Origin of the sequence: Mycobacterium sp. P7213 (assembly GCF_900604305.1) — a bacterium.
Taxonomy (GTDB): domain Bacteria; phylum Actinomycetota; class Actinomycetes; order Mycobacteriales; family Mycobacteriaceae; genus Mycobacterium.
The window spans coordinates 18,177-43,189 of sequence record NZ_UWOA01000027.1 but is presented as its reverse complement, the minus strand read 5'-3'; the positions used below and the strand labels follow the sequence as shown (position 1 = coordinate 43,189).

Sequence of the window (25,013 nt, the reverse complement as noted above, 5' to 3'; positions counted from 1 at the left end):
TCAGCCGAACACGGTCTGGCCGTCTGCGTCCAGCAGATAGCGCTCGGTGCCGTCGGCAACCCGCGGTGCGTCGGCGGCCAGTGACACCGCAATCTTGTTGCCGGCGTTGCGCATCACATCCAACGTCAGCTCGACGGCCTGCTCATCGGTGAAGTGCCGGCGCACCCCGGCGGCCACCTCTGCGTCGATATGCGCCGGTGTCCAGACCAGCGCGTCGACGTAGCGCAGCGCCACCTTCTGCGCCTCGCTGAGTAGCCGGGACTGCTCGAAACGTTCGATGTCGTCATAGAGCGACTCGGATCCGCCGGCATTCAGGGCGGTCGTCTCTCGCAGCGACTTGCACAGCCGGCAGTTGTGCTGGGCCGCTCCACGCAGCCGCACCACCTCAGAGGTCACCGGATCCAAGGACCGCAATCGGGCGACGGCGGGCATGAACCCGTTGAACAACGCGTCGGCCGGGTGGCCTGAGTTATCCCAGACGATCACGTCCGGCCATGACACCTCGACGCCGACGGCGTCCAGCCCGGCACGCACCCGGGGCACGAAGTCACCGATGTACATCTGCACGACGGCGTCGAAGGCCTTGTCCCCCAGCGCATCCCGCAGCCGATCCCGCTGGGCATCGGAGATCATGGAGACGTCCACACAGAACTGTTCGGCGAATTCGGTCACCGCCGGATCGGCATCGGACGCCTCGGCGCTCACCTCGGCCGGCAGCGGCGACAGGCCCAGCGTCCGCCCGCACACCTGGCGGACCAGGGCGCCCAGCCGGCCACCCGAGCACGCCACCAATCGGTTCAGCTCACCGAGTATCTCCATCTCGCTGAGTTTATGCCGCCCACATAGGGTGAAACCCATGCGCGTCGTCGTCATCACCAAAACCGGTCCTCCGTCAGTGCTGCAGGTGCAGGACCGGCCCGACCCGCCGCCGCCCGCCAGCGGACAGGTACGGATCGGGGTGCGAGCCGCGGGGGTGAACTTCGCCGATCACCTCGCCCGGGTCGGGCTGTATCCCGATGCGCCGAAGCTGCCCGCCGTGGTCGGTTACGAGGTCGCGGGGACCATCGAGGCCGTCGGTGACGGTGTCGACCCGGCCCGCATCGGTGAGCGAGTGTTGGCCGGCACCCGGTTCGGCGGCTACGCCGAGATCGTCAACGCCAACGCCGACGACACGGTCACCCTGCCGCCGGCGATGAGCTTCGAGGAGGGCGCAGCCATACCGGTGAACTACGCGACGGCCTGGGCGGCACTGCACGGCTACGGGTCGCTGCAGGCCGGCGAGCGGGTGTTGGTGCACGCCGCGGCCGGCGGCGTCGGCATCGCGGCGATCCAGTTGGCAAAGGCCGCCGGTGCCGTCGTGCACGGCACCGCGTCACCGGGCAAGCACGCCCAACTCGATGCCCTGGGCATCGACCGCGCGATCGACTACCGCCGCAAAGGCTGGTGGGACGGTCTGCCGCCGTATGACATCGTGCTCGACGGGCTCGGCGGCACCTCGCTGCGGCGCTCGCTGACGTTGTTGCGTCCCGGCGGACGCCTTGTCGCCTACGGTCTTTCGTCATTGCAGCAGGGCGAGAAGCGGTCGCTGCTGCGGGCGGCGCCGCAGGCGCTGGCCATGCTGCGCGGCTTCAGCCTGATCACGCAGATGGAGCAGTCCAAGACCGTTATCGGCCTGAACATGCTGCGACTGTGGGACGACCGCGGCACGCTCGGACCCTGGATCGCCCCGCTCTCCGAGGCGCTGGCAGACGGGACCGCGGCCCCGGTGGTGCATGCGGCGGTGCCATTCGCGGACGCACCAGAGGCCCACCGCATTCTGGCCGCGCGGGAAAACGTCGGAAAGGTGGTGCTGGTGCCCTGAGGGCGGTACGCCGGCTCACCGGTCGCCGCCGGCTATCCCGCGGTGGGTGGCCTCGGCATCCGAAATCGGCGGTCCCGCATCCGGAACACCGGGGTTGCGTGGTTGCGGGCGGCCGAGCGCCCCATCGGCCCCATCATTCCCATTGGGGCGTGGTTTCCGGTGGCTCGCAGCGGGCTGGCGGGTTCCGCAGCCAACCCAGGGAGACCTCCCAGCCGGGATGCACCGCCGGCGGGATCGGCGGAGTCGATCATCTGAACCGCTGTCAACCAGCGCTGCGGCACCGTCAACTTCCCCACCGGTGCCGATCGGCCGGTGCTCGCCAGCACCGCGTTGGGGAACTGCGGCGATCCGGGCGGACCGTCGGGACCGGCCGGGTTGGGCAACGCGGTTCCTGCGGCCGCTTTTGCCTGCGCATTCAGAATCGCCACAGCGAAGATGCCCTGCGACCCGGTGGTGAACACCACTTGTTGAGCGACCCCGAGCACCCCCAACGTGGGTCCCAGCACCGCAAGCTCGGCGACTATCGGCCACGTCTGTGGCGACGAGGCCGCCGCAAGACCCGCGTGCGCTGGCTGTGTGGAGGTAGCGGCCAGGAGTTGGGGGGACTCCAGCACGCCAGTCAGCGGCTTAAGTACCGATAGTTGCGGCTGCCCGGTGACAGCGTCGGCTGCCGCACGCGCCGCCGCGGCGTGTTGAGCGAATTGCCCGCCCGCGTTGGTTGTCTCCGGCGGCCGCTGAAACGGTGTGAGCGCGTGAGCCTGCGCCGAAGCCGCGGCGTAGCCATACATAGCGGAGGCGTCTTGAGCCCACATCTCGGCGTAGACGGCCTCGGTGGCAGCAATCGCCGCCACATTCTGCCCAAAGAAATTGGTGGCCACCAGCATCAACAACTGGGCCCGGTTGGCTGCTACCGCGGTCGGCGGTACGGTCGCCGCGAAGGCAGTCTCGTACGCGCCCGCCACCGCTCGGATCTGGGCCGCCGTCGCTTCGACTTGCGCCGCCGTGGCCGAAGCCCACGCGACGTATCGTGTGGCTGCCGCCACCATCGCTTGGGTGGCAGGACCCGACCACGCCTGGCCCTGCAGGCTCGAGATCGTCTCGGTGTAACCGGCGGCGAGTGAGTCCAGTTCTCTCCCGGTGGCGTCCCAAGCCACGGCAGCCGCGATCATCGGCCCCGAACCCGGACCGGAATACATTCGGGTCGAATTGATTTCGGGAGGCAGAGCGCCGAAGTCAAACACCACAGATCCTGCCGCTGCGGCAGCGGATCACTTGAAACGCTTCGCGGAAACTCCCGCGGCGCACCAACATCAGCTAGCCGCCGAGGGACGGGCGGGGCATGGTGAATCGACTGGGCGCCACACGCAGAGCGCTGGACACGGTCTGGCGCCCCGTCGCCGCCGCGCCGCCCATCATGGCGGCCATCGGGCCCATACCCAATGCCGGAGCAGCCCCGGACAGCTCAGCCGCCGAACCCTCCGGCACCGCCAGTTCGCCGGCAAGCTCGTCTTCGGACAACCACACCGGATCGGTGGAGGCGGCTGCCACCGGGGTGGCGTCGGCCCAGGCCGGGGGCACCGACAACTGGCCCACCGGGACCACGTCGCTCCCCATGTGGGCCAGTACCGCGCGACGGTCCGCGACTTCAGACTCCGCTGCCGGCCTATCGTCGTTCACCAGGACGTGCCTGCCGTCTTTTGGCTCACCCGCGCCGGCGTCACCATGGGCGATCAGATAAGCGTTACCGGCCAGCGCGAAGGAACCCACCGACGAGATGGTCCGCGCTGTCTGCAAGGCGAACGAGGTCGGTCCCAGCACGATGTTGAGGGCAGCGATCACATCCAGCGGCAGCCACGGATCCGCCTGAGCGGGCAGCGCCGCGGCCTGCCCGGTCGAGAGGCCGCCAAGCTGCTGCGGCAACTCGGCGAGCAGCGGCGAGAGCAGACTCTGCGTGTCCGAGGCAGCAGTGGAGCCCGCGGCACCGGCGACCGCGGCGGTCTGGGCCGCGCCGCCGACGGGGTTGGTTGTCTGCGGCGGCTGCTGAAACGGCGCCAACTTCGTAGCCGTCGCGGCCGAGGACGCATACCCGAACATCGCCAGGGCGTCTTGGGCCCACATCTCGGCGTATGCGAACTCGGTGGCCGCGATCGCCGGTGTGTTCTGCCCGAAGATATTGGCTGCAGCCAGGCTCGCAAGCTGAGCACGGTTGGCTGTCACGACCACCGGTGGAACGATCGCGACACGCGCCTGCTCATAGCTGGCCGCCGCCGCGCGCGCCTGGCCGGCGGCCCGTTCAACCTGGACAGCCGTTACCGCCGCCCACTCGGCGTAGGGCATTGCCGCTGCGGCCATCGCCGCAGACGCCCTGCCAGTCCAACCGTCGCCCTGCAAGTCCGCGATCACCGAGTGATAGCCGGTCGCAAATGCACTCAGTTGCGCAGCAAGCGCATCGTAAGCGGCCGCAGCGGCCAACAGTGGTCCCGAGCCGGGGCCGACATACATTTTCGCCGAGGTGATCTCGGGCGGAGACGTTCCAAAATACAACACCGCGCATATCCCCTCTAGTTGCCGTTCTATCGGCGACCAGCGGTGCCGGGCTCCCCCCGCGTTTGCAGTTCATGGAGCTGATCGACCAACGCTGGTTCCACCGGACCGGATCATGTGACGGCGTCGCCGCCCATCACGGGGAATGCCTTCCGGACAATGACTCCGGCCCGGTGGAAATCTGCTTCCACCTGAGTCCAGCTTCATCGCCGTGCTCGCCCTGCGCCATCGGAGCTGACACCCAATCGCGGGGGGTGAAAACCTGTAGAAAAGAGCTGCGACCGGCAAGAGCCGCCGGCCGCACCGGCTGCCCCTGGCGAGCTCAGACGGTGCGGGCCAGCCGGTGCGCCAGCAGTTCGGCGAAACGTGCCGGATCGTCAAGCGCCCCGCCCTCGGCCAACAGTGCAGTACCGTAGAGCAACTCCGCGGTCTCGGCCAGGTCGGCGTCCTCGCCGCCCCGCTCGCCGTGCGCCTGGCGCAGACCGGTGACCAGCGGATGGCTCGGGTTGAGCTCGAGGATGCGCTTGCCGACCGGGACCTCCTGGCCGTTGGCGCGGTAGATGCGGGCCAACGCCGGCGTCATCTCGAAGGTGTCGGTGATCAGGCACGCAGGCGACGCGGTCAGCCGGGTCGACAACCGCACCTCTTTGACCTGCTCGGCCAAGGTCTGTTCCAGCCACGCGATCAGGTCGGCGAAGTCCTTCTGCTGCTCCTCGCGCTCGGCCTCGTGCGCAGCCTTGTCCTCCTCGGAGTCCAGATCCACCTCCCCCTTGGCGGTCGACTGCAGCGGCTTACCGGCGTACTCGGCGACGGTGTTCACCCACACCTCGTCGACCGGGTCGGTCAGCAGCAGCACCTCGTAACCCTTGGCCTTGAACGCCTCCAGGTGCGGTGACTTCAGCAGCTGCTGGCGGGACTCGCCGGTGGCATAGAAGATCTGCTCCTGGCCGTCTTTCATGCGCTCGACATACTCGGCCAGCGTGGTCGGCTCGGAGTCGCTGTGCGTCGAGGCGAACGAGCTGATCGCCAGCAGCGCCTCCTGATTGTCGAAGTCGGACAGCAGCCCCTCTTTGACGACGCGACCGAACTCGGTCCAGAAGGTGCGGTAGTCATCGGGCCGCTGTGACTGCAGCTCCTTGATGGTCGACAGCACCTTTTTGGTCAGCCGCCGCCGAATCGCGTTGATTTGGCGGTCCTGCTGCAGGATCTCCCGCGAGACGTTGAGCGACATGTCCGCCGCGTCGACGACACCCTTGACGAAGCGCAGGTATTCGGGCATCAGCTGGTCGCAGTCGCCCATGATGAACACGCGTTTGACGTACAGCTGCACGCCGACCTGGGCGTCCCGGTTGAACAGGTCGAACGGCGCGTGCGACGGGATGAACAGCAGCGCCTGGTATTCGAACGTGCCTTCGGCCTTCATCGCGATGACCTCAAGCGGGTCATCCCAGGCGTGCGCGATGTGCTTGTAGAACTCGTTGTATTCCTCTTGCGCGACTTCATCTTTGGGGCGCGCCCACAGCGCCTGCATCGAGTTCAGTGTCTGGGTTTCGACGGTGACCGTCTCGTCTCCACCGTCTTCGGTGGCCGGAGTCACCCGCTCGATCTGCATCCGGATCGGCCAGGCGATGAAGTCGGAGTACTTCTTGACCAGACCCCGGGTCGTCCACTCCGCGGTGTAGTCGTGCAGCGCATCGTCGGCGTCTTCGGGCTTGAGGTGCAACGTGATCGACGTGCCCTGCGGTGCTTGCTCGCCCGGGTCGACGGTTTCGATGGTGTAGGTGCCATCACCACTGGATTCCCACCGGATGGTCTCACTCTGACCGGCCTTGTGGGTGACCATCTCGACCTTGTTGGCGACCATGAACACCGAGTAGAAGCCGATCCCGAACTGGCCGATCAGCTCTTCGGACGCCTTGGCGTTCTGCGCTTCGCGCAGTTGCTGGCGCAGCTCGGCGGTGCCGGAGCGGGCCAGGGTGCCGATCAGGTCCACCACCTCATCGCGCGACATGCCGATGCCGTTGTCGCGTACCGTCAGGGTGCGCGCGGCGGTGTCGACCTCGATCTCGATGTGCAGGTCGGAGGTGTCTGCCTCGAGGTCCTTGTTCCGGAACGACTCGAGTCGCAGCTTGTCCAGGGCGTCGGAGGCGTTGGAGATCAGCTCCCGCAGGAACGCGTCCTTGTTGGAGTAGACCGAGTGGACCATCAAATCCAGCAGCTGCCGAGCCTCAGCCTGAAACTCCAGCTGCTCCACACGTGCGCTCATAAGTCCCGAATTTTAGCGACGGCCCCATCGCGTTCTTCGGGGGGCCACGGCACGCCCGACGGCGCCACGACGGCCGCGGACCGCGTCTTTACCCAACCTTGACCAGCTGTTGAATCAACCCCCCGACGATTGCCACGTGACTACCATTCAAGCCGTGGAGCTGGGGGTTTTGGGACCTCTTCAAGCCCGGCGGGACGGCGCCCCGGTCGCAATCCCGGGCGCCAAACCGCGTGCGATCCTCACGCTGCTCGGTCTGCACGGTGGTGCGGTCGTGTCAGCCGAAACGCTGATCGATCTGCTCTGGGGTGATGCGCCGCCGCGTACCGCGGCCAAGGCGCTGCAGACGCACATCTCCTCGTTGCGCCGGGCGTTGGGCGATGGCTTCGTCCTCACCGAGGGCACGGGCTGGATCCTCAACACCACCGAGGTGGATGCCCCGCGCTACAAGCGGGCCATCAAGGCCGGACGAGACGCCGCGGTAGCCGGCGATACCGGTCAAGCGGTGGTCCGCTTCGAAGAGGCGCTGGGCCTGTGGCGCGGAACTCCGGAACTGCCCGATTCCCGCCGAGGCATCTCGGAAAGGACGCGCTGGCTCGAGGGCCACGCTGCCCTGGTCGAGGACCGTGCCGACGCGTTGCTGGCGACGGGCCGGGCCGCCGAGATCGTCGGCGAGCTGGAAGCCGCGGTGGCAGACGCACCGTTGCGCGAGCGGCGATGGGCCCAGCTGATCCTGGCGCTCTACCGCGCCGGCCGGCAGGGTGACGCGCTGGGCGCGTATCAGCGAGCCCGGTCGCTGCTCGCCGACGATTTGGGGGTCGATCCCGGGCCGGAGCTTCGACGGCTGGCCGCCGCGATCGTTGCCCAAGACGCCGCACTCGACCACCCCGCAGCCCAGCAGCTTAGATCGGTGACCCGCGCGGTGACATTTCTGCTCACCGATATCGAGGGCTCGACCGCCGCGTGGGAAGCCGATGCCGACGCCATGGCGACAGCGCTCGCGCGCCACGACGAACTCGTCGAGCAGGTGGTCACCTCCCGCGGCGGCCGGCTCATCAAAACCCGTGGCGAAGGCGATGCCACCTTCTCGGTCTTCGACCGGCCCTCAGCGGCGGCCGCCGCGGCTATCGAACTCCAAGACGCAATCCTGCACGAGCCGTGGGCTTTGCGTGAACCCATGCGGATCAGGATCGCCCTGCACACCGGCGAGGTAGAGCTGCGCGACGGTGACTATTTCGGTCGCGCGGTCAACCGTGCCGCCCGTCTGCGGTCGCTGGCCGCCGGGGGCCAGATTCTGTGCTCCGGCGCGACGGCCGAGCTCGTCATCGACACCCTGCCCGACGACGTCGGCCTCGCCGACCTCGGGATGCGTGCGCTGCGTAACCTGCCGCGCCCGGAGCACGTATTCGAGCTTCGACTCCAGACCGCCGAGCGAGTCGAGGAGACCGTCGACGCGCCTCTGGAGCGTCCCGAGCTTCCCGCGGTACTGACCGGTCCCGGTCGGTTCGTGGGGCGCGGCCTGGAACTGGAGCGACTCGCCTCCGCATGGCAGGCCGCGCTCGCGGGTGGCATTCACGCCATGCTGATTGCCGGTGAACCCGGCGTGGGCAAGACACGCCTGTCCGGCGAGTGGGCGCAACAGGCCTTCAAGGAAGGCGCCGTCGTGCTGTACGGCCGATCCGACGAGGACCTCGGTGCGCCCTATCAGCCGTTCGCCGAAGCACTGCGTTCGCTCGTCCCCTGCATCGGCGGACACAGACTGCGGGGATTGCGGGGCGTTGAAGCACTACTTCCGTTGATTCCTGGTCTGACCGAGGTACTCCCCGATCTGTCCGCGCCGCCCCGCGCCGACCCCGACACCGAGCGTTATGCGCTTTTCGACTCCGTGGTCGCGCTTTTGGAACTCGCCTCTGCCAGTGCGCCCATCGTGCTGATACTCGACGATCTGCACTGGGCGGCCAAGCCGACGCTGTTGCTGTTGCGCCATCTGCTGCGCTTCGGTGATCACACCCGAGTGCAGATCGTCGCGACCTACCGCAGCACCGACCTCGATCGATCCCATCCTCTGGCGGCGATGCTCGCCGATCTTCACCGGGACGGCACCGCAGACCGCCTTGCGCTGAGCGGCCTTGGTGCCGACGATGTGAGCGCCTATGTCGTCGATGCCGGGTACGACGACGAACAGCTGGCCCGGGCGCTGGCCTCGGTCACCGGCGGGAACCCGTTCTTTTTGATCCAGGCACTGCGGCATGTGGACGAAAGTGGCGGGGTCTGGGATCCCAACACCTTGCCGCAGGGGGTTCGTGAAGCCGTGAGCCGCAGGCTTTCCCGGCTTCCAGCAGCGACCAACAAAGCCCTTGCCGCAGCCGCCGTAGTCGGCAGCCGCTTCGCGGTAGATCTCGTGGAGCGGGTGGTCGAAGAAGACCTCGTCGACGCTTTCGACGAGGCCTGCAAGGCCGGCATCGTCATCGAAGAGCCCGGCGGGCGGTACCGGTTCAACCACGCCCTCGTCCGGCAGGCGCTGATCGCCGAGCTGGCCTCGGTGCGGCGCATGCGACTGCACCACCGCATCGCCATCACGCTGGAAGCCAGCGCCGGTGCAGACGAGGAGCTGCTGGCGGAACTGGCGTATCACTACTTCGAATGTGCGTGGGCGGGAAACGCGGCCAAGGCCGTCGAGTATTGCCGACGAGCCGCGGATCAGGCGATGTCACGCCTGGCCTACGAAGGCGCCGCCGACCTGTACGACCAGGCGCTGCACGCACTGGAGGAGATCGACGACGAGCTGCCCGATCGCGCCGACCAGAACGCCGAGCTGCTAGTCGCCCGCTGTGAGGCGCTGCTTGCCGCCGGTGAAGTGGCTTCGGCGACCCGCGCTGTCTCGCAATTACAGGCAGCAACAGTCGATTCGGCTCGGCTGGCAGCGTGGGCGACATGCTTCGACGGCCAGCTGTCGATGCTGGTGCATCCGGAACGATTGGACGAGATCGAGGCTGCGCTGAGCGTGGCCGCCGACGCGCTGGCCAGGTTGGGCGATGCCGAAGGCCAAGCAAAGGCCCACACTGTACGGGCCGGATGCCTTGCGCGCCTTGGACGAATCGGCGACTGCGAGATCGCCCTCGACAGCGCGCTGACCGCAGCTCGGCACGCCCGTGAACACCGTCGCGTGAACGCGGTGCTGGCGGGAGCGCCCCTGGCGGCCCTGTGGGGCCCGAACCCGGTTCCGCGCGCCGGCGGGCGTTGTCTTGACGTGGTGCGACTGTTGCGCATCACGACGGACTCCCCTGCGGTCGAGGTGACGTCGACGCGATGCCAAGCCGTGTTGGAGGCCTTTCGCGGCCGGGCCGCCACCGCCCGACGAATGATCGACTCGGCGCGGCGCATGGTGACCGAAATCGGCCTGCGCCATGCCCTGCTCGAGGTTGAGCAGTTCGCCGGAATCATTGAGCTGGTCGTCGACGAGCCCGGTGACGCCGAGCCACATCTTCGTCAGGCCTATCAGGGCTTTCGCCGCATGGGACTGGACGCCGACACCGCCGAGACCGCTGCGCTGCTGGGGCGTGCTTATCTGGCTCTCGGCCGAGATGCCGAGGCGCAGGAGTTGTGCACCGAGAGTGAGCGTCTCGCCGGACACGCATTGAAGGCGTCGATCGCCTGGCGCACGCTTCGGGCGCTGCTGTTGACGCGACGCGGGGATCATGCCGCCGCCCGGCGGATGGCCGAGTCCGCGGTCGAGCTGGCGCAGCGCACCGACGCCTTGGTCGACCACGGCGATGCCTGTCTGGCCCTGGCGACGGTGTTGAATGCCGCCGGCGACGGTGCGGGAGCGCGGGCCGCCGCGGAGCGAGCGACGGGACTCTACGATCGGAAAGGCGCCGAGGCGCTTGCCGCCAAGGCGCGCGAGATGTTGGACGAACGGGGGTGCGACCGCGACGACAGCCACGTGGCGATCGCCGAACTCGAGGCGCGGCAGGCGGAGCCCGAGAAGGCACGTCCTCGACTGCCGCTGGGAAACTTGGCAGGCGCGGTGGCCAAACACTGGCGGGAAAGGTTCGCGGCGCGGGATTGGGCCGCCATGACAGCTATCGCGGCCGACGATATCTGCACCGATGACCGGCGGGGCGTGGTGGGCGCCGGGGTCCGACGCGGGCGAGATGTCGCAATCGCCGACATGCGGGTGCTCGCCGAGCTTGATACGAACATGATGTCCACAGTCGTGGCCACCCGCGGCGAGCGTCTCGCCCTCTGCCTTGACCGACTGTCGGAGCACGATCCCCGGCCCGACGCGTTTCACGGCGAGATACTCAGCCTCGTCGAGATCGACACCGACGGACGGCTCGCGGCCGGTGTCATCTTCGAGGTTGACGACTTCGCTGACGCCCTGGCCGAACTCGACGCGCGCTATCTCGCCGGCGAAGCCGCCGCCTGCGCACACGCGTGGTCGGTGATAACGGCGGCTTTCGGTGCGATGAGTAGACGCGAAATGCCTCCGACCGCGCCCGGCTTCACCGACGTAGACCGCCGTACGCTGGCGGCGGTCGGGTCCGCAGACCTGATGGCATACCTCAGCGTCGCGCTGAAAGACACGGCACACAACACCATTTACGTCGAAGCCGTGCATCGGCTGACCGACCGCGGCGCGGTGATCACCCACGTAGCCAAAGGGAGTTCGCAGGACGGGCTGGACGCCGAGTGGCGCGTTGTCGATACCCTCACGATCGACGGCGATCTCATCAGCCACTGCGAGATGTTCGACGAGGCAGATCTCGACGCGGCTCTTGCGCGCTTGGACGAACTGCACCCGCAGCCGCAGCGGCTGCAGAACGCGGCAAGCCAGGTCTCGGAACGCGTCCTGACGCACTTCGCGGCCCACCAATGGGACGCCCTGGCGACCGTATTGGCCGAGGATTACCACTACGTCGATCACCGAAGCGTGGTGAATGCAGGGATTCGACACGGTCGAGATGCAGCAGTCGAGAATCTGCGCGTTGTCGCGAATCTCGGCATCTCAGACCTCAACACCACCGTCATCGCGACCCGGGGCGAGCGACTCGTGCTGACCCGCAGCGGCTATTCGTTCCGAGATCAAGGACCCGGGGCTTTCGGCGGTGAACAACTCGATGTCGGTGAGATCGATGAGGCGGGGCGGCTGGTGGCGAGCGTTACGTTCGACTGCGATGACTTCGACGCCGCCATCGCCGAACTGGACGCCCGTTACCTGGCCGGCGAGGCGAGCGCCTGCGCACGCGCGTGGTCGGTCATAACGGCCGGCTATGCAGCATTCAACCGACACGACTTTCCCGATCTCGACTGGGTGAACATCGATCACCGTCGCGCGCGGGCGTTCGCACCCGGTGAATTGACGGCGTATATGCGCGCGACGTGGGATCTAGCGCCTGACGTCGGGGGGTACAGCCAGGCCGTGCATCGGCTGAGCCCCCTGGGCGCGGTCGTCACCCACGTGGTGCGCGGTACCTCACACGAGGGGTTCGAGGCCGAATGGCGCGAAGTCGTTCTGCTCACGGTTGAGGGCGAAATGATCAGCCGCTGCGAAGTATTCGACGAGGCCGACCTGGACGCCGCGCTCGCCAAATTCGACGAGCTGAGCCGGTCGAGTCCGACGCTGGAGAACGCAGCGACCCGAACCTGCGTACGCATTGCCGAGGCATTCGACCGCCGTGACGCGGAAGCGATCTTCGCGCTTGCCGACGACGACGGCCGCTACGAGGATCGGCGGAAAGGCCTGCGCTCGATCCTCGACGGCCCCGAGCGGCGGAAAGTCATCGACGCCACGCTGCAGACGGTCCCGAGCACCTGGCGGTTGGAGGTCGAACCGATCGCAGTCCGGGGATCTCGGCTCTCGCTGACCCGCGACTGTTATCGCGACGCCGGTGATCCCGATCGAACCGTCCTCGTCGAGATATTGCATCTCGTGGAAGTCGACACCACCGGTCTTATGCAGCACACGGTCACATTCGATCTCGACGACATCGACGCTGCCCTCGCCGAGCTCGACGCCCGTTACCTCGCCGGCGAAGCGGCCGGTTACGCGCAGACGTGGTCGCTCGTCACCGACGCGTATGCCGGTTTCAACCGGCGCGAGGTCTTTCCAACCACGCCGGACTGGATCAGCATCGACCACCGACGGGGAGCGGGCTTCGAGTCCGGCGACATGATCGCCTACCTGGAGGCCGCCTGGGCCGATTCGCCGGACACCACCATCCACATCGCGGCTGTGCATCGACTCAGCCAGATCGGCGCCGTCGTCACCCATGTGGCGCAAGGGATCTCACAAGACGGTTTCGCCGCCGAGTGGCGCGATATCGTCGTCATGACTGTCGACGGCCGCCGGGTCAACCGTTCTGAACTGTTCGACGGGGACGATCTCGACGCCGCGCTGAGCCGGTTCGACGAACTCAGTTGATCGCGGCCGCCGTCACTGCGCCTGACTCACCGACGACATGTGGAAGTCGGGGATCCGCAATGACGGCATCGACGCCCGGGTCGCCCAGTCGCCCCATTCCCGGGGCAGCGTCGGCTCGGCGATGCCGGCCTGGGTGGCGCGGCGCAGCAGGTCCAATGGGCTCTCGTTGAACCGAAAGTTGTTCACCGCCGCGGTCACCGCGCCGTCCTCGACCAGATAGACGCCGTCGCGGGTCAGTCCGGTCAGCAGCAGCGTGGTCGGATCCACCTCGCGGATATACCACAGCGTGGTCAGCAGCAGCCCGCGCTCGGTCGAGGCGATCATCTCGTCCATGCTGGCCGAACCGCCCGTCATCAACAGGTTGTCGGCGGCCAGGGCGACCGGGACGCCGAACTCGGCGGCCGCGGCGCGCGGGTAGGCCAGCGCGTTGATCACCCCACCGCGGATCCAGTCCACGCAGCCGATGTCCAAACCGTTGTCGAACACCGACACGGTCTCCGATGAAGTGCCGGTCGCCACGAACGGCGCGCACTCGAGCCCGAAGGCGTGTGGATCGGAATACAAGGTCAGGGGTAGTTCGGACAGCCGCTCCCCCACCCGGGTGCCACCGCCGGGTGCCGACAGCGCGGTTCGGCCTTCCTGGGCGCCGCGGCCACCCATCGTCCAACCGAGGTAGATCATCATGTCGGCGACAGTGGAAGGCGGCATCAGTGTCTCGTAGCGTCCGGCCGGCAATTCGACGCTGCGCGCAGCCCAGCCCAATCGCGTCGAGAGCTGTTCCAGCAGGGAATCCGTTGGCACGTCGACGAAATCCGGGGTGCTGACGCCAGCCCAGGCGCTGGCGCCGGCGCGTTTGGCGTTGATCTCCACCGTTCCGGTGGGTTGGGTGAAACGTCGCCGCAACCCGGTCGAGGACGCCAGAAACGTTGTCGCCACCTCGTGGCGGGCGAAACCATAAAGCTGGTCGGCGCCCCGAAAACCTCGACTCAGCGAGCCGGCCAGCTCGGCGAAGGCCTCCGCGCCGGTCTGCGGGACCGCGGCGTCCCAGTCGTCCGGCGCGGCCGTGCCGCCCAGCAGGTCCGCGGCGTCGCGAGCCTCCGGTGCGCCCGCAGCGGCCTCCGCCGAGGCCGTCACCAGCTCGGGAATCAGCGCCGGATCCACCTCCGCCGAGCTCAGCGAGCCGACCCGCGCTCCCTCGTCGTCGGAAACGATCGAGATGACCGTGGTGGTCCGGCTGCTCGACACCCCATTGGTGGTCATCGAGTTACCGGCCCAGCGCAGCGACGCCTCAGTCCGGTCGGTGACCAGCACGATGGTCTCAGTGTTACCACTCTTGGCCGCCGCCAGCGCGGTGTCGATGACGTCTTGCGGCCCGATCATTCCCGGCCCCCCTCGCTGCGTGTGTTGAGCACGTTGATCCCCCGGAACAGTGCTGACGGGCAGCCGTGGCTGACCGCGGCGACCTGACCGGGCTGCGCCTTGCCGCAGTTGAACGCCCCGCCCAGCCGCCACGTCGAGGCGCCGCCGACAGCTTCCATCGCATTCCAGAAATCGGTGGTGGTCGCCTGATAGGCCACGTCGCGCAGTTGCCCGTCGAGGCGGCCGTCGCGAATACGGAAGAACCGTTGCCCGGTGAACTGGAAGTTGTAGCGCTGCATGTCAATCGACCATGAGCGGTCCCCGACGATGTAGATGCCGTTAGCCACCCGACCGATCAGATCTGCGGTAGACAGGTCCTCGGTACCGGGCTGCAGGGACACGTTGGCCATCCGCTGGATCGGGACATGGTGCGGCGAGTCGGCGTACGAGCACCCGTTGGAACGTGACTGCCCCAACCTGGGCGCGAACACCCGGTCCAGCTGATACCCCACGAAACGCCCGTCGCGCACCAGATCCCAGCTCTGGGCCGCCACGCCTTCGTCGTCATAACCGATGCTGGCCAACCCATAAGGCACCGTGCGGTCAGCGGTCACGTTCATCACCGGTGAGCCGTATTGCAACGTGCCGAGCTTGTCCGGGGTGGCGAACGACGTACCGGCGTACGCCGCCTCATAACCGATGGCTCGGTCGTATTCGGTCGCGTGCCCGATGGATTCGTGGATGGTCAGCCACAGGTTGGTCGGGTCGATCACCAAGTCGGTTGGTCCGGCGGCAACGCTGGGCGACTTGACCTTCTCCGCGAGCAGCACCGGAAGCTCGCTCAGCTCGCTCGACCAGTCCCAGATCTGGTCGCCGGCGACCGCTTCCCAACCGCGCGCGGTCGGCGGCGCCAGCGTTCGCATCGAGTCAAAGCCGTGCGGGCCGACGGTGACCGCCTCGCAGACCGGCATGAGCCGCACCCGCTGCTGGGTGATCGCCGAGCCGAACGTGTCGGCGTAGAAGGTCTGCTCCTTGACCGCGGTGAGTGAGGCCGACACATGGTCTACCCCGTCGGATGATAGGAGGCGGCCCGAATAGTCCTCCAGCACGTCGATCTTGTCCGCGGCAGGCACGTCGAACGGATCGATCAGATAGTCCGACACCCATGTCGCGTCGCGGTACACCGGCTCAGCCGCCAGCTCGACACGTTCGGTGTTGAGCACCGCCAGCGTCTTGGCGACCTGCACCGCTCGCCGGGCGGTGTCCGCCGCGACGCCCGGCGCCAGCTCGGCATGTGAGGCGAAACCCCAGGTGCCGTCGACCACCACCCGCACCGCGAAGCCGAGCTCACGGTTGAGCACGGCGGTCTCCAACTCACCGTCGCGTAGCCGGATGACCTCGGTGGCGATCCGATGGATACGCAGGTCAGCATGCTCGGCGCCGGCCGCTCTGGCCGCCGACAACGCGGCGTCGGCCAGCTCATGGCGGGGCAGGGCCAGAAACTCGGCGTCGATCCCCCGGTTCGCTGTCACCCATCCACCGTAACGACGTGCCGGAGGTTGACCTCGGAATAGGTGTCCATAATGATCACGGCGTGACTGCGCCGCAGCGACTGGTTCAGGACGGTGTCCGCCACTACGGCAGGTTCGACGGGCGAGTCCGCAACGTCAATCCCGTCGACGGGCACCGGGGTGTCGCGCGACTGTGGCGTGAGTTTCGGCTCAAGGAATGGATCGGTTTCGGCTTGATTCATCCCGAGATGTCGGGCGCGATGATCATGCAGGACGTCAAATACCTGGCCTCGTCGGAGCTGTTCGTCCACGATCAGGCCAGCGGTGTCCTGGTGGAAAAGAGCGCTCGGTTACGGGGTGCCACCCTGGACCTGCCAGACGACCTGCTGCACGGCGGCCGCTGCCGAGTCAAGACACGCCGCTACCTGCTCGCCTACGACTTCGACGCCGACACCGGCACCATCGCGGTGCGGTTCGACTGTGCCGCAGACCGGCACGGGCCGGCGATCACCGGTGCGCTGACGCTTTACACCGATGGGGCCGCACCGCCGCTCAGCCTCAGCGCCAGGCTCACCCCGACGATGGACTACTACACGTTCAAGCAGCCCTTCCCGGCTGACGGGGCGCTGACGGTCGGCGACCGCACCTACGTCTTCGATCCGGCACGCGACTTCGCCATCCTCGACGAACATCGTTCGCAGTTCCCGTATTCGACGACGTGGACGTGGGGCACGTTTGCCGTCCGCATGGCCGGTGGTGTGGTCGGGTCCAATTTCGTCGAGCGGCAGGAGTTCAGCGACGACGATGACGAGTCCTGCAACTGGGTTCCCGGCGGGGTCGAGCCGCTCGCGGGCGTCGAGTTCGCGGTCGAATCCGAGCACCCGCTGTCGAGCGCACAGGTCCGCGACCGTGACCGTCGCCTCGATGTGACGTTCACTCCGACCGGCCGCAAAGCGGTCAAGGCCAATCTGGTTGCCGCCGGAATCGACTATTGGCAACTCGCCGGAACCTACCGGGGAACCGTGCGATCCTTGGCAGGAGAATGTTTCACCTTCGATCACGTGCCGGGGGTGCTTGAGCGGATGAAGGCCCGCTTTTGAGTCCACGCGATCGCCGGGGCGTCCCGACGAGCCCAATGCTGGGTTACGCGCTGCTCGCTCCCAGCCTGTTCGGCGTGGTGGCATTCCTGCTGCTGCCGATGCTGGTTGTGGTGTGGCTGAGTCTGCACCGCTGGGACCTGCTGGGGCCGATCAGTTATGTCGGCGCGGAGAACTGGCGATCGGTGCTCACCGATCCGGTGTTCGGCAATTCCCTTGTGGTGACCGTGCTTTTCGTCGCCCTCGTCGTCCCGCTGCAAACCGCACTGGGGCTGGGCGTGGCGGTCCTGCTGGCCCGCGGGTTGCCCGGCAGCGCCGTGTTTCGCACCGTGTATGTGCTGCCGTGGATCTGCGCACCCCTGGCCATCGCGGTGCTGTGGCGCTGGATTCTGAGCCCCACCGACGGCGCGGTGAGCACGGTGCTGGGGCATCGCATCGAATGGCTGACCGACCCTGGGCTGGCACTGCCGGTGACCTCGGCGGTGGTGGTGTGGACCAACGTCGGCTACGTGGCGCTGTTCTTCCTGGCCGGAATCCTGGCCATCCCCACTCAGGTGCTGTCGGCGGCGCGCATCGACGGGGCGAACGGGTGGCAGCGGTTCTGGCGGGTAACGCTGCCGATGCTGCGGCCCACCATGTTCTTCGTACTGGTCACCGGCGTGGTCAGCGCGGCCCAGGTGTTCGACACCGTGTACGCGCTGACCGGCGGCGGGCCCGGTGGCCGCACCGACCTGATCGCCCACCGCATCTATGACGAGGCGTTCGGGGCGGCTGCGATCGGCCGGGCCGCGGTGATGGCACTGGTGCTGTTCGCCGTACTGGTTTCAGTGACGGTCGTCCAGCAGCTTTCGTTGGGCCGGCGGGTCAGCTATGACCTCACGTAAGCCCACGGCGTCGGGGGTGCGTGCGTTCTAACCACCGTTGAGTGCGCTGTGACGCCGACCCCACACCAGGTAGAAGACCAACGCGATTGCCAGCCAGCCGGTGAACACGATCCAGGTGTACCGGTGCAGGCTGCACATGATCCATCCGCAAACCACCACCGACAAGACCGGCGTAATCGGATAGCCGGGCACCTTGAATCCGCGGGGCAGATCCGGTTCCCGGACCCGGAGCACAACCACCGCCACGGACACGACGACGAACGCGCTCAAGGCGCCGATGGAGACCGTTTCGGCCAGACGCTGAAGCGGTACCAGACCGGCGAGGGCGGCCGCCACGACCGCGACGATCATGGTGTTGGTTGCCGGTGTCCGGGTGCGCGGGTTGACCTTGGCGAACGTCGCCGGCAGCAGGCCATCGCGACCCATCGCGAGAAGGATGCGGGTCTGGCAGTACATCGTGACCAACGTGACAGAGAAGATCGAGATCACCGCGCCCGCGGCCAAGACGGTGCTGCCGAAGCGGTTTCCGGTGATGTGGTCCACGATCACGGCCAGGCCCGCGCTTTGCCCCTCGAAGTCCTGCCAAGGCTGGCTGCCCATCGCGGCCACCGCGACAATCACGTAGACACCGGTCACGATCAGCAGTGCCGCGATGATCGCCCGCGGGATCGTGTGCTGCGGGTCTTTGGCCTCCTCCCCGGCGGTCGATACCGCGTCAAGGCCGACGTAGGAGAAGAAGATGGTGCCCGCTGCCCAGCTGATTCCGGAGAATCCGAACGGGGCGAAGTCGGTGAAGTGGTCCGCTCGAAACGCCGTTGACGCGATCACCGCGAACATCAGCAGCACGCCGAGCTTGATCACCACCATCACGGCATTGACCTTGGCCGATTCGCTGGTGCCGCCGATCAGCAGCGCCGCACACATCGTCACCAAGACGATGGCAGGCAGATTGACGAAACCACCGTCGGAATCCCATGGCCCCGATGAAATAGCTTGCGGTACCGAGAATCCGAAGGTATTGAGCGACAGTTTGCTCAGGTACTGACTCCACCCCACTGACACCGCGGCGGTGGACACCCCGTATTCGAGCAGCAGGCATGCCCCGACGACCACGGCCATGAATTCACCGAGGGTGGCATAGGAGTATGAGTATGCCGAACCCGAAATCGGCACCGCTGAAGCCAACTCCGCGTAGCACATCGCGGCCAGACCCGCTGCGGCCCCGGCGATGAGGAACGAAACGACCACTGCCGGGCCGGCTTGGGGTACCGCCACCGGGAAGACAAAGAAGATCCCTGTTCCGACGGTCGAGCCGACGCCGAACATGGTGAGCCGAAAGCCGCCGAGCCTGCGTCGCAGGTGGTTAGTGCCCCCGGCGGGGGTCGGTCCACCGTTCACCGGCCGACGCCGCAGCATCTGCCGTGACAGGCTGAGCGCCGGCGTTGACATGGTGCCCCTAGCTGGACGGTACGTGTCCATCATTGAACACGGCCCGATGGACGCAAGGGGCTTACAACACGACGAACCGGGTTAGGAACAGGTTACGTCGATTTCGAACGGCTTGTTCACCGGCTGCATCGGGTTGGCGGTATCGATCCCCGTCGCGGTGCCGCTGATCTTGTATTCGTTGCCGTCCTTGGTCGCCTTGGCATCGCCCTGACCGGTACCCGCGGTGTAGGCCAGTGTCACCCCGTTGACGTTGCCCAGCCCGACCGACTTCACCTCCGGCGGGTTGGCATCGGTGAGCACCGCGGCGATGCCGGTGGCCGCTCCACCGATCGCGATGTTGACGTCGCCGCCCATCGTGGTGCACACGGTCGTGCCGGTGACGTTCTGGTCTTGACCGTCGATGGTGACTTTCGTGTTTGCCGCGGTACCGCTGACGTTCACCGACGCACTGGTTCCACTTGAGGCGCTCGAGGAGGACGCGGGGGTGGTTTCCGACTTCTTGTCGTTCGAGCACCCAGACAGACCTACGACCGCGATTGCTGCCGCTGCTGCGACAACCGTTATTGAACGCTTCACCGGTACTCCTTTGTTGTGGGTGGTCACGTGCCTGGTTTCGTGCTGTTTGGTGGGCGCGGGCGGGGGCCGGCGGGCTAGGCTTTACCCCGCATCCTGATCAGATGGCGGTGTGCTGACGCCCGTGGCAGACCGCCCGCCACGCTCATTTGGGAGTGTGCTGGGCGGCCCAACCTCGGCGCATCAGGTAATTACCTGATATTTGCTCCGGGATGCGCGGTCTCGGACCCGACGCGGGAGGGGGTTGGCCGTGGTGAGCCGCCTGCTCGAACGCGATACGACGCTGACCGCCCTTCATCGCTGCTATCGGACCGCCACCCGCGGGCAGGGGCAGCTGGTTTTACTGCGTGGCGAAGCCGGGGCGGGCAAGACCACGGTGATCGCCCAGTTTCTCGCCACCCTCGATCCGGGCATCCGGGTGCTGCGCGGCTGGTGCGACGGCCTGGCCACCCCGCGGCCACTGGGTCCCTTCATCGACATGCTCGCCTACCTACCCGCGAGCCGGGCTGCCTCGATACGCGCGGCCATCGATGCGGGAGACACCGAGGCGGTCTATTCCGGGCTGGCCGGCGTCGTCGGTGACGGCACCCCTTCGGTGGGTGTGATCGAGGACCTGCACTGGGCCGACAGCGCCGCCCTGGATCTGCTGCGCTACCTGGCCCGGCGCATCGACACACTGCCGGTGCTGATGCTTGCGTCCTACCGCGACGACCAGGTCGGCCCCAGCCATCCGCTGGCCGTGTTTTTAGGCGATGTGGCTACCTGGGCGACCGTAACGCGCATGGTGTCGGATCCGCTCAGCGCCACCGCGGTGGCTGCGCTGGCCGCCGGTAGCGGCATCAACGCCCAAGCGTTGTACCGGCTTACCGACGGAAACCCGTTCCTCATCACAGAGGTGTTGGCAGCGGGACCCGATGCGCTGGGCGAGGGCGGCCTGCCGTGCAGTGTCTCCGAAGCGGTGCGGGGCCGACTCGCGCGACTGTCGGACGCTGGGCGCGAAACCGCGCACGCGGCAGCGATCTGCGGGCCGCGGGTGCACCCCGCCCTGCTCGATGCGGTATCGCCGGGTGCAACCGGCACCCTGGACGAATGCCTCGCCGCCGGGGTGCTGGTCGCCAGTGCCGACGCGGTGGGATTCCGCCACGAGCTGACCCGTCGTGCCACCGTCGAGCAGATCCCCGACTATCAACGCCGAGTGCTGCACAAGCGAGCGCTGACCGTATTGGCCGAACCCCCGATCGACCCGGACACACTGGCGGCGTTGACTTTTCATGCCGTACAGGCCGGCGACACCGACACCGTCATCAGCCACGGCCCGGCAGCCGCCGAGCGCGCCGCAGGATCTGGCGCCCATCGGCAGGCCGCAGACCTGTATGCATTGGTGCTGCGCCACGCGGGCACCATCCCCGACGAGCAGAAAGTGTTGTGGCTCGAACAGCACGCCTTCAACGGTTATCTGAGCGGGCAGGTCGAATCTGCGGTGCTGTCATGGCAACAGGCGATCGCGCTTCGCCAGCAGTTGGGGGATCCCCGCCAGGAGGCTGAGGACCTGCGCCGGCTGTCACACGTCCTGCAGCTGCGGGGACGCCCTACCGAAGCCTCGGCGGCCGCGCACGCGTCGCTTCGGCTGCTCGAAAACCTGGGGCCGTCCCCACAGTTGGCCTGGTCGCTGATCAATATGGCGCACATCGCCGCTCTTTCCCTCGACCCCGCCTGTGCCCGATATGCGACCCGCGCGAAGGCTCTCGGTGCCCGATTCGGGGACCCTGCCGTGGTGATCCACGCCCGCGGATACGCGGCGCTCACCACGGTCTTCTGCAGCAACACCGGCTGGGACGAGTTCGAGCAGGTGTGGCGAGAGGCGGCGGCGTGTCCTGGGATCGAGGAGCACAGCGGAATTTTAGGCATTCTCCTCGGCACGTTCGCTGTGGTGCGCGGCGATGTCCGTCGCGCAGAGCGCTACCTCGCCGAGGTCGCGGCCTACCTCGACCACCGCGACCTTGGCATGTTCCAGGCTTTGGCGGCGGGACTGCAGGCACTGACCGGCCTGGCCGGCGGCGACTGGACGTCCGCCGCGCTGGCGGCCGAGCACATCCTGACCCAGCCCGAATTGGCCCCCCAACACCGGATCGCGCCGTTGATCACGGTGGCCTTGATCCGGGCACGCCGTGGCGAGGAACCGGTGTGGCCGCTGCTCGACGAGGCCCTTGACGCTGCGACGGGCAGCCTGCTGCGCCTGCCCGTCTGCGCCGCGCGCGCCGAGGCCGCCTGGCTGGCCGACGACGACGAGGCGGCCCGCCACTGCGCGTCCGAGGTCCTTACGGTGTCCGGCACGGCGTACGCGTGGCTGGGGGGTTCGCTGCGGCGCTGGGCTCATCTGGCCGGCGACCGATCCGCTATTGACGTCATCGCTGCCACGCCCTATGAGCTTGAGATCCATGGGGATTGGAGCGCAGCCACCCGGGAGTGGATCCTTCGCGACTGTCCCTACGATGCCGCCATCGCTCAACTCGGCGGTGACATCGACGCCGTTGAGGCCGCGCTGGGCACCTTCCGCCGGCTGGGCGCCCGGGCCGCTGCCCGGCGCGCCCAGCAGCGTCTCGCCCACCTGCGCGGCCGCGATCCCGACCGCCGCCGCAAAGACACCAGCGCTGACCCACGCGGCCTCACCAAGCGCCAGCGCGACGTCCTCGAACTCCTTGCCGCCGGACGAAGCGACGCCGAAATCGCCACCGCCCTCTACATCAGCGCTAAAACTGCCAACACCCACGTCTGCGCCATCATGGCCAAACTCGGCGTCCACAACCGCACCCAAGCCGCCGCCTACGCCCACCAACAACCCCAGTGAGCCATCCACGTCAATGTTGAGCAGCACTTCACACCTCCCGCACAACTACCTTCGCGCCTCCGCGATCAACGCGTTGCTGACGCTCGGCGCGCTGATCACCCTGGCGCCCTTCGGACTCGGGCTGTTGACGTCGTTCACCCCGGCGCGCCAATTCGCCACCAATACCCCGCTGTCGTGGCCACACCCGCCGACGCTGGACAACTACGGCGATCTCGGCGGCGCCGGGTTCGGCCGGGCGGCGGCGGTCACCGCGCTGATGACGGCGGTGATCATGGTGGGACAGTTGAGTTTCTCGGTGCTGGCCGCCTACGCGTTCGCGCGGCTGGAGTTTCCCGGCCGAGACACGTTGTTCTGGGTCTATGTGGCGACCCTGATGGTGCCGGCCACCGTGACGGTGGTACCGCTGTATCTGATGATGGCGCAGCTGGGGCTGCGGAACACGTTCTGGGCGTTGGTATTGCCGTTCGTATTCGGTTCGCCGTATGCGATCTTCCTACTCCGCCAGCATTTCCGCAGCGTCCCCAGTGATCTGATCAACGCCGCGCGACTCGACGGAGCCAACACCCTGGACGTGATCGTGCACGTGATGCTGCCGGCCAGCAGGCCGATCCTGGTCACGCTCGGGCTGATCACCGTGGTCTCACAGTGGAACAACTTCATGTGGCCGCTGGTGATCACCAGCGGGGACAAGTGGCGGGTACTCACGGTGGCCACCGCCGCCCTGCAGTCGCGCTACAACGCGCAGTGGACGCTGGTGATGGCGGCAACAACGGTGGCGATGATCCCGTTGATCGTGCTGTTCATGGTGTTCCAGCGCCGAATCGTGCAGTCGATCGTGATCACGGGGATCAAGTGAGCCGGCCGCGGTTCTCCACCATGTTCGCCGCGGCGGTGGTGGCCCTGGCCGCCCTGCTCGGCGCCGCGGCGGTGCTGCTCAACGGAGTCTCGAACCGATCGGCGGCCGGCGCGACGCTGGTGACGCTACGACTGTGGGACGAACAGGTCGCCAACGCCTACCGGCAGTCGCTGGCCGCGTTCCACCGCACCCACCCCGAGATCGAGGTGCGCGTCAACGTCGTCGCCTACGGAACCTATTTCGACACGCTGCGCACCGATGTGGCAGGTGGCGGCGCCGACGACATCTTCTGGCTCTCCAACGCCTACCTGGCCGGCTACGCCGACAGCGGACGGCTGATGAAGATCGATGCGGCGGACACGGATTGGGAACCGTCAGTGGTAACTCAGTTCACCCGTGACGGCACGCTGTGGGGCGTCCCGCAACTGACCGATGCCGGGATCGCGGTGTACTACAACGCCGATCTGCTGGCCGCCGCGGGGATCGCTCCCGCGCAACTGGAGCAACTTCGCTGGGATCCCCGGATCACGCACGACACCCTGCGGTCACTGTTGGCCCGGCTCACCCGCGACAGCGCCGGACGAAGCGCCGACTCCCCCGGTTTCGACCACCGCCGAATCCGGCAGTGGGGCTACAACGCCGCCAACGACCCGCAGGGCATCTACCTGAACTACATCGGCTCCGCCGGCGGGGTGTTCCAGCGCGGCGAGGACTTCGCCTTCGACAACCCGGCGGCGATCGGCGCCTTCGGTTACCTGGTGCAGCTGATCAACGACGACCATGTGGCTCCGCCGGCCTCGGAGACCAACATCAACGGCGACTTCTCCCGCAATCAGTTCCTGGCCGGCAAGATGGCGCTGTTTCAGTCCGGCACCTACAACCTGGCGGCCGTCGCCGAGCAGGCGGGGTTCTCCTGGGGGGTAGCGATGTTGCCCGCCGGGCCGGTAGGACGAGTCAGCGTCACCAACGGGATCGCCGCCGTCGGCAACGCCGCATCGCCGCACCCCGCGGCGGTGCGGGAGGTGCTGAGCTGGCTCGGCAGCCGCGACGGCAACGCCTACCTGGGACGCCACGGGGCGGCGATACCGGCGGTACTCAGCGCACAGCGGGTCTACTTCGACTATTGGGCGCAGCGCGGGGTCGACGTCACGCCCTTCTTCGCGGTGCTCAACGGGCCCCGCATGCCCGCCCCGGGCGGCGGCGCGGGCTTCGCCGCCGGAAACCAGGCCATCAAGCCATATTTCGATGAGATGTTCCTCGGCCGCTCCGCTGTCGACACGGCCCTCCGCCAAGCCCAGGATGCCGCGAACGCGGCCGCACGCCGGTAGTTGCCCGCGAATCGGG

General features: G+C 67.4%; 15 protein-coding genes. 7 read left to right on the top strand and 8 right to left on the bottom strand.

The window, feature by feature from the left end; all coding sequences use genetic code 11:
* Nucleotides 1-819, bottom strand: a complete 819-nt coding sequence (locus EJK91_RS12190) for a carboxymuconolactone decarboxylase family protein (protein WP_125079050.1) — start codon at nucleotides 817-819, stop codon at nucleotides 1-3.
* Nucleotides 820-856: 37 nt separating this feature from the next.
* Between EJK91_RS12190 and EJK91_RS12185 the strand changes: the two genes are divergently transcribed.
* Nucleotides 857-1,861 (top strand): zinc-binding dehydrogenase, encoded by a 1,005-nt coding sequence (locus tag EJK91_RS12185; protein WP_024440637.1) that lies wholly within the window; start codon nucleotides 857-859, stop codon nucleotides 1,859-1,861.
* 32 nt (nucleotides 1,862-1,893) lie between these two features.
* On the opposite strand, the gene EJK91_RS22950 is transcribed toward EJK91_RS12185, so the two are convergent.
* The 3 genes from EJK91_RS22950 to htpG all read right to left on the bottom strand — a co-directional run bounded on the left by EJK91_RS22950 (nucleotide 1,894) and on the right by htpG (nucleotide 6,671).
* Nucleotides 1,894-3,102, bottom strand: a complete 1,209-nt coding sequence (locus tag EJK91_RS22950; RefSeq protein ID WP_125079049.1) for a PPE family protein — start codon at nucleotides 3,100-3,102, stop codon at nucleotides 1,894-1,896.
* Nucleotides 3,103-3,175: 73 nt separating this feature from the next.
* Nucleotides 3,176-4,408, bottom strand: a complete 1,233-nt coding sequence (locus tag EJK91_RS12175) for a PPE family protein (protein ID WP_277424725.1) — start codon at nucleotides 4,406-4,408, stop codon at nucleotides 3,176-3,178.
* 319 nt (nucleotides 4,409-4,727) lie between these two features.
* Complete coding sequence (gene htpG / locus EJK91_RS12170) at nucleotides 4,728-6,671, bottom strand: molecular chaperone HtpG (RefSeq protein ID WP_125079047.1); 1,944 nt, start codon at nucleotides 6,669-6,671, stop codon at nucleotides 4,728-4,730.
* 154 nt (nucleotides 6,672-6,825) lie between these two features.
* Here htpG and EJK91_RS12165 point away from each other — a divergent pair, with 154 nt between their 5' ends.
* Nucleotides 6,826-13,092, top strand: a complete 6,267-nt coding sequence (locus EJK91_RS12165) for a BTAD domain-containing putative transcriptional regulator (RefSeq protein WP_125079064.1) — start codon at nucleotides 6,826-6,828, stop codon at nucleotides 13,090-13,092.
* Between the two features lie 12 nt (nucleotides 13,093-13,104).
* On the opposite strand, the gene EJK91_RS12160 is transcribed toward EJK91_RS12165, so the two are convergent.
* Together EJK91_RS12160 and EJK91_RS12155 are read right to left on the bottom strand one after the other, a co-directional pair.
* Nucleotides 13,105-14,472 (bottom strand): metallopeptidase TldD-related protein, encoded by a 1,368-nt coding sequence (locus EJK91_RS12160; RefSeq protein WP_024440641.1) that lies wholly within the window; start codon nucleotides 14,470-14,472, stop codon nucleotides 13,105-13,107.
* Nucleotides 14,469-15,983, bottom strand: coding sequence for a TldD/PmbA family protein (locus EJK91_RS12155; protein WP_046300161.1), 1,515 nt, complete (start codon nucleotides 15,981-15,983; stop codon nucleotides 14,469-14,471). The genes EJK91_RS12160 and EJK91_RS12155 overlap by 4 nt, the downstream gene beginning before the upstream one ends.
* A 62-nt stretch (nucleotides 15,984-16,045) precedes the next feature.
* Between EJK91_RS12155 and EJK91_RS12150 the strand changes: the two genes are divergently transcribed.
* A complete protein-coding gene (locus tag EJK91_RS12150; RefSeq protein ID WP_164517948.1) occupies nucleotides 16,046-17,062 on the top strand; it encodes a DUF2804 family protein in 1,017 nt (338 codons plus the stop codon).
* A 35-nt stretch (nucleotides 17,063-17,097) separates the two neighbouring features.
* The gene (locus tag EJK91_RS12145) at nucleotides 17,098-17,943 is read left to right on the top strand and encodes a carbohydrate ABC transporter permease (RefSeq protein ID WP_024440644.1); all 846 of its coding nucleotides are present in this window, start codon (nucleotides 17,098-17,100) and stop codon (nucleotides 17,941-17,943) included.
* Between the two features lie 27 nt (nucleotides 17,944-17,970).
* On the opposite strand, the gene EJK91_RS12140 is transcribed toward EJK91_RS12145, so the two are convergent.
* Nucleotides 17,971-19,392 carry an APC family permease gene (locus EJK91_RS12140; protein WP_024440645.1) on the bottom strand — a complete coding sequence of 474 codons (1,422 nt, stop codon included), beginning with the start codon at nucleotides 19,390-19,392 and terminating at the stop codon, nucleotides 17,971-17,973.
* A gap of 81 nt (nucleotides 19,393-19,473) precedes the next feature.
* Entirely contained in the window at nucleotides 19,474-19,968 is a 495-nt protein-coding gene (locus EJK91_RS12135; protein WP_024440646.1) for a lipoprotein LpqH, read from the bottom strand.
* A gap of 250 nt (nucleotides 19,969-20,218) precedes the next feature.
* Here EJK91_RS12135 and EJK91_RS12130 point away from each other — a divergent pair, with 250 nt between their 5' ends.
* From EJK91_RS12130 to EJK91_RS12120, 3 genes are read left to right on the top strand one after another with little or no spacing between them, the layout of a single operon-like run.
* Nucleotides 20,219-22,813 carry a helix-turn-helix transcriptional regulator gene (locus EJK91_RS12130; RefSeq protein ID WP_125079045.1) on the top strand — a complete coding sequence of 865 codons (2,595 nt, stop codon included), beginning with the start codon at nucleotides 20,219-20,221 and terminating at the stop codon, nucleotides 22,811-22,813.
* 16 nt (nucleotides 22,814-22,829) lie between these two features.
* Nucleotides 22,830-23,669: a carbohydrate ABC transporter permease gene (locus tag EJK91_RS12125; RefSeq protein WP_241178689.1), complete on the top strand. Its 840-nt coding sequence runs from the start codon at nucleotides 22,830-22,832 to the stop codon at nucleotides 23,667-23,669.
* Nucleotides 23,666-24,997, top strand: a complete 1,332-nt coding sequence (locus tag EJK91_RS12120) for an ABC transporter substrate-binding protein (protein WP_125079043.1) — start codon at nucleotides 23,666-23,668, stop codon at nucleotides 24,995-24,997. Before EJK91_RS12125 ends, EJK91_RS12120 begins: the two co-directional genes overlap by 4 nt.
* Nucleotides 24,998-25,013: the final 16 nt, after the last annotated feature.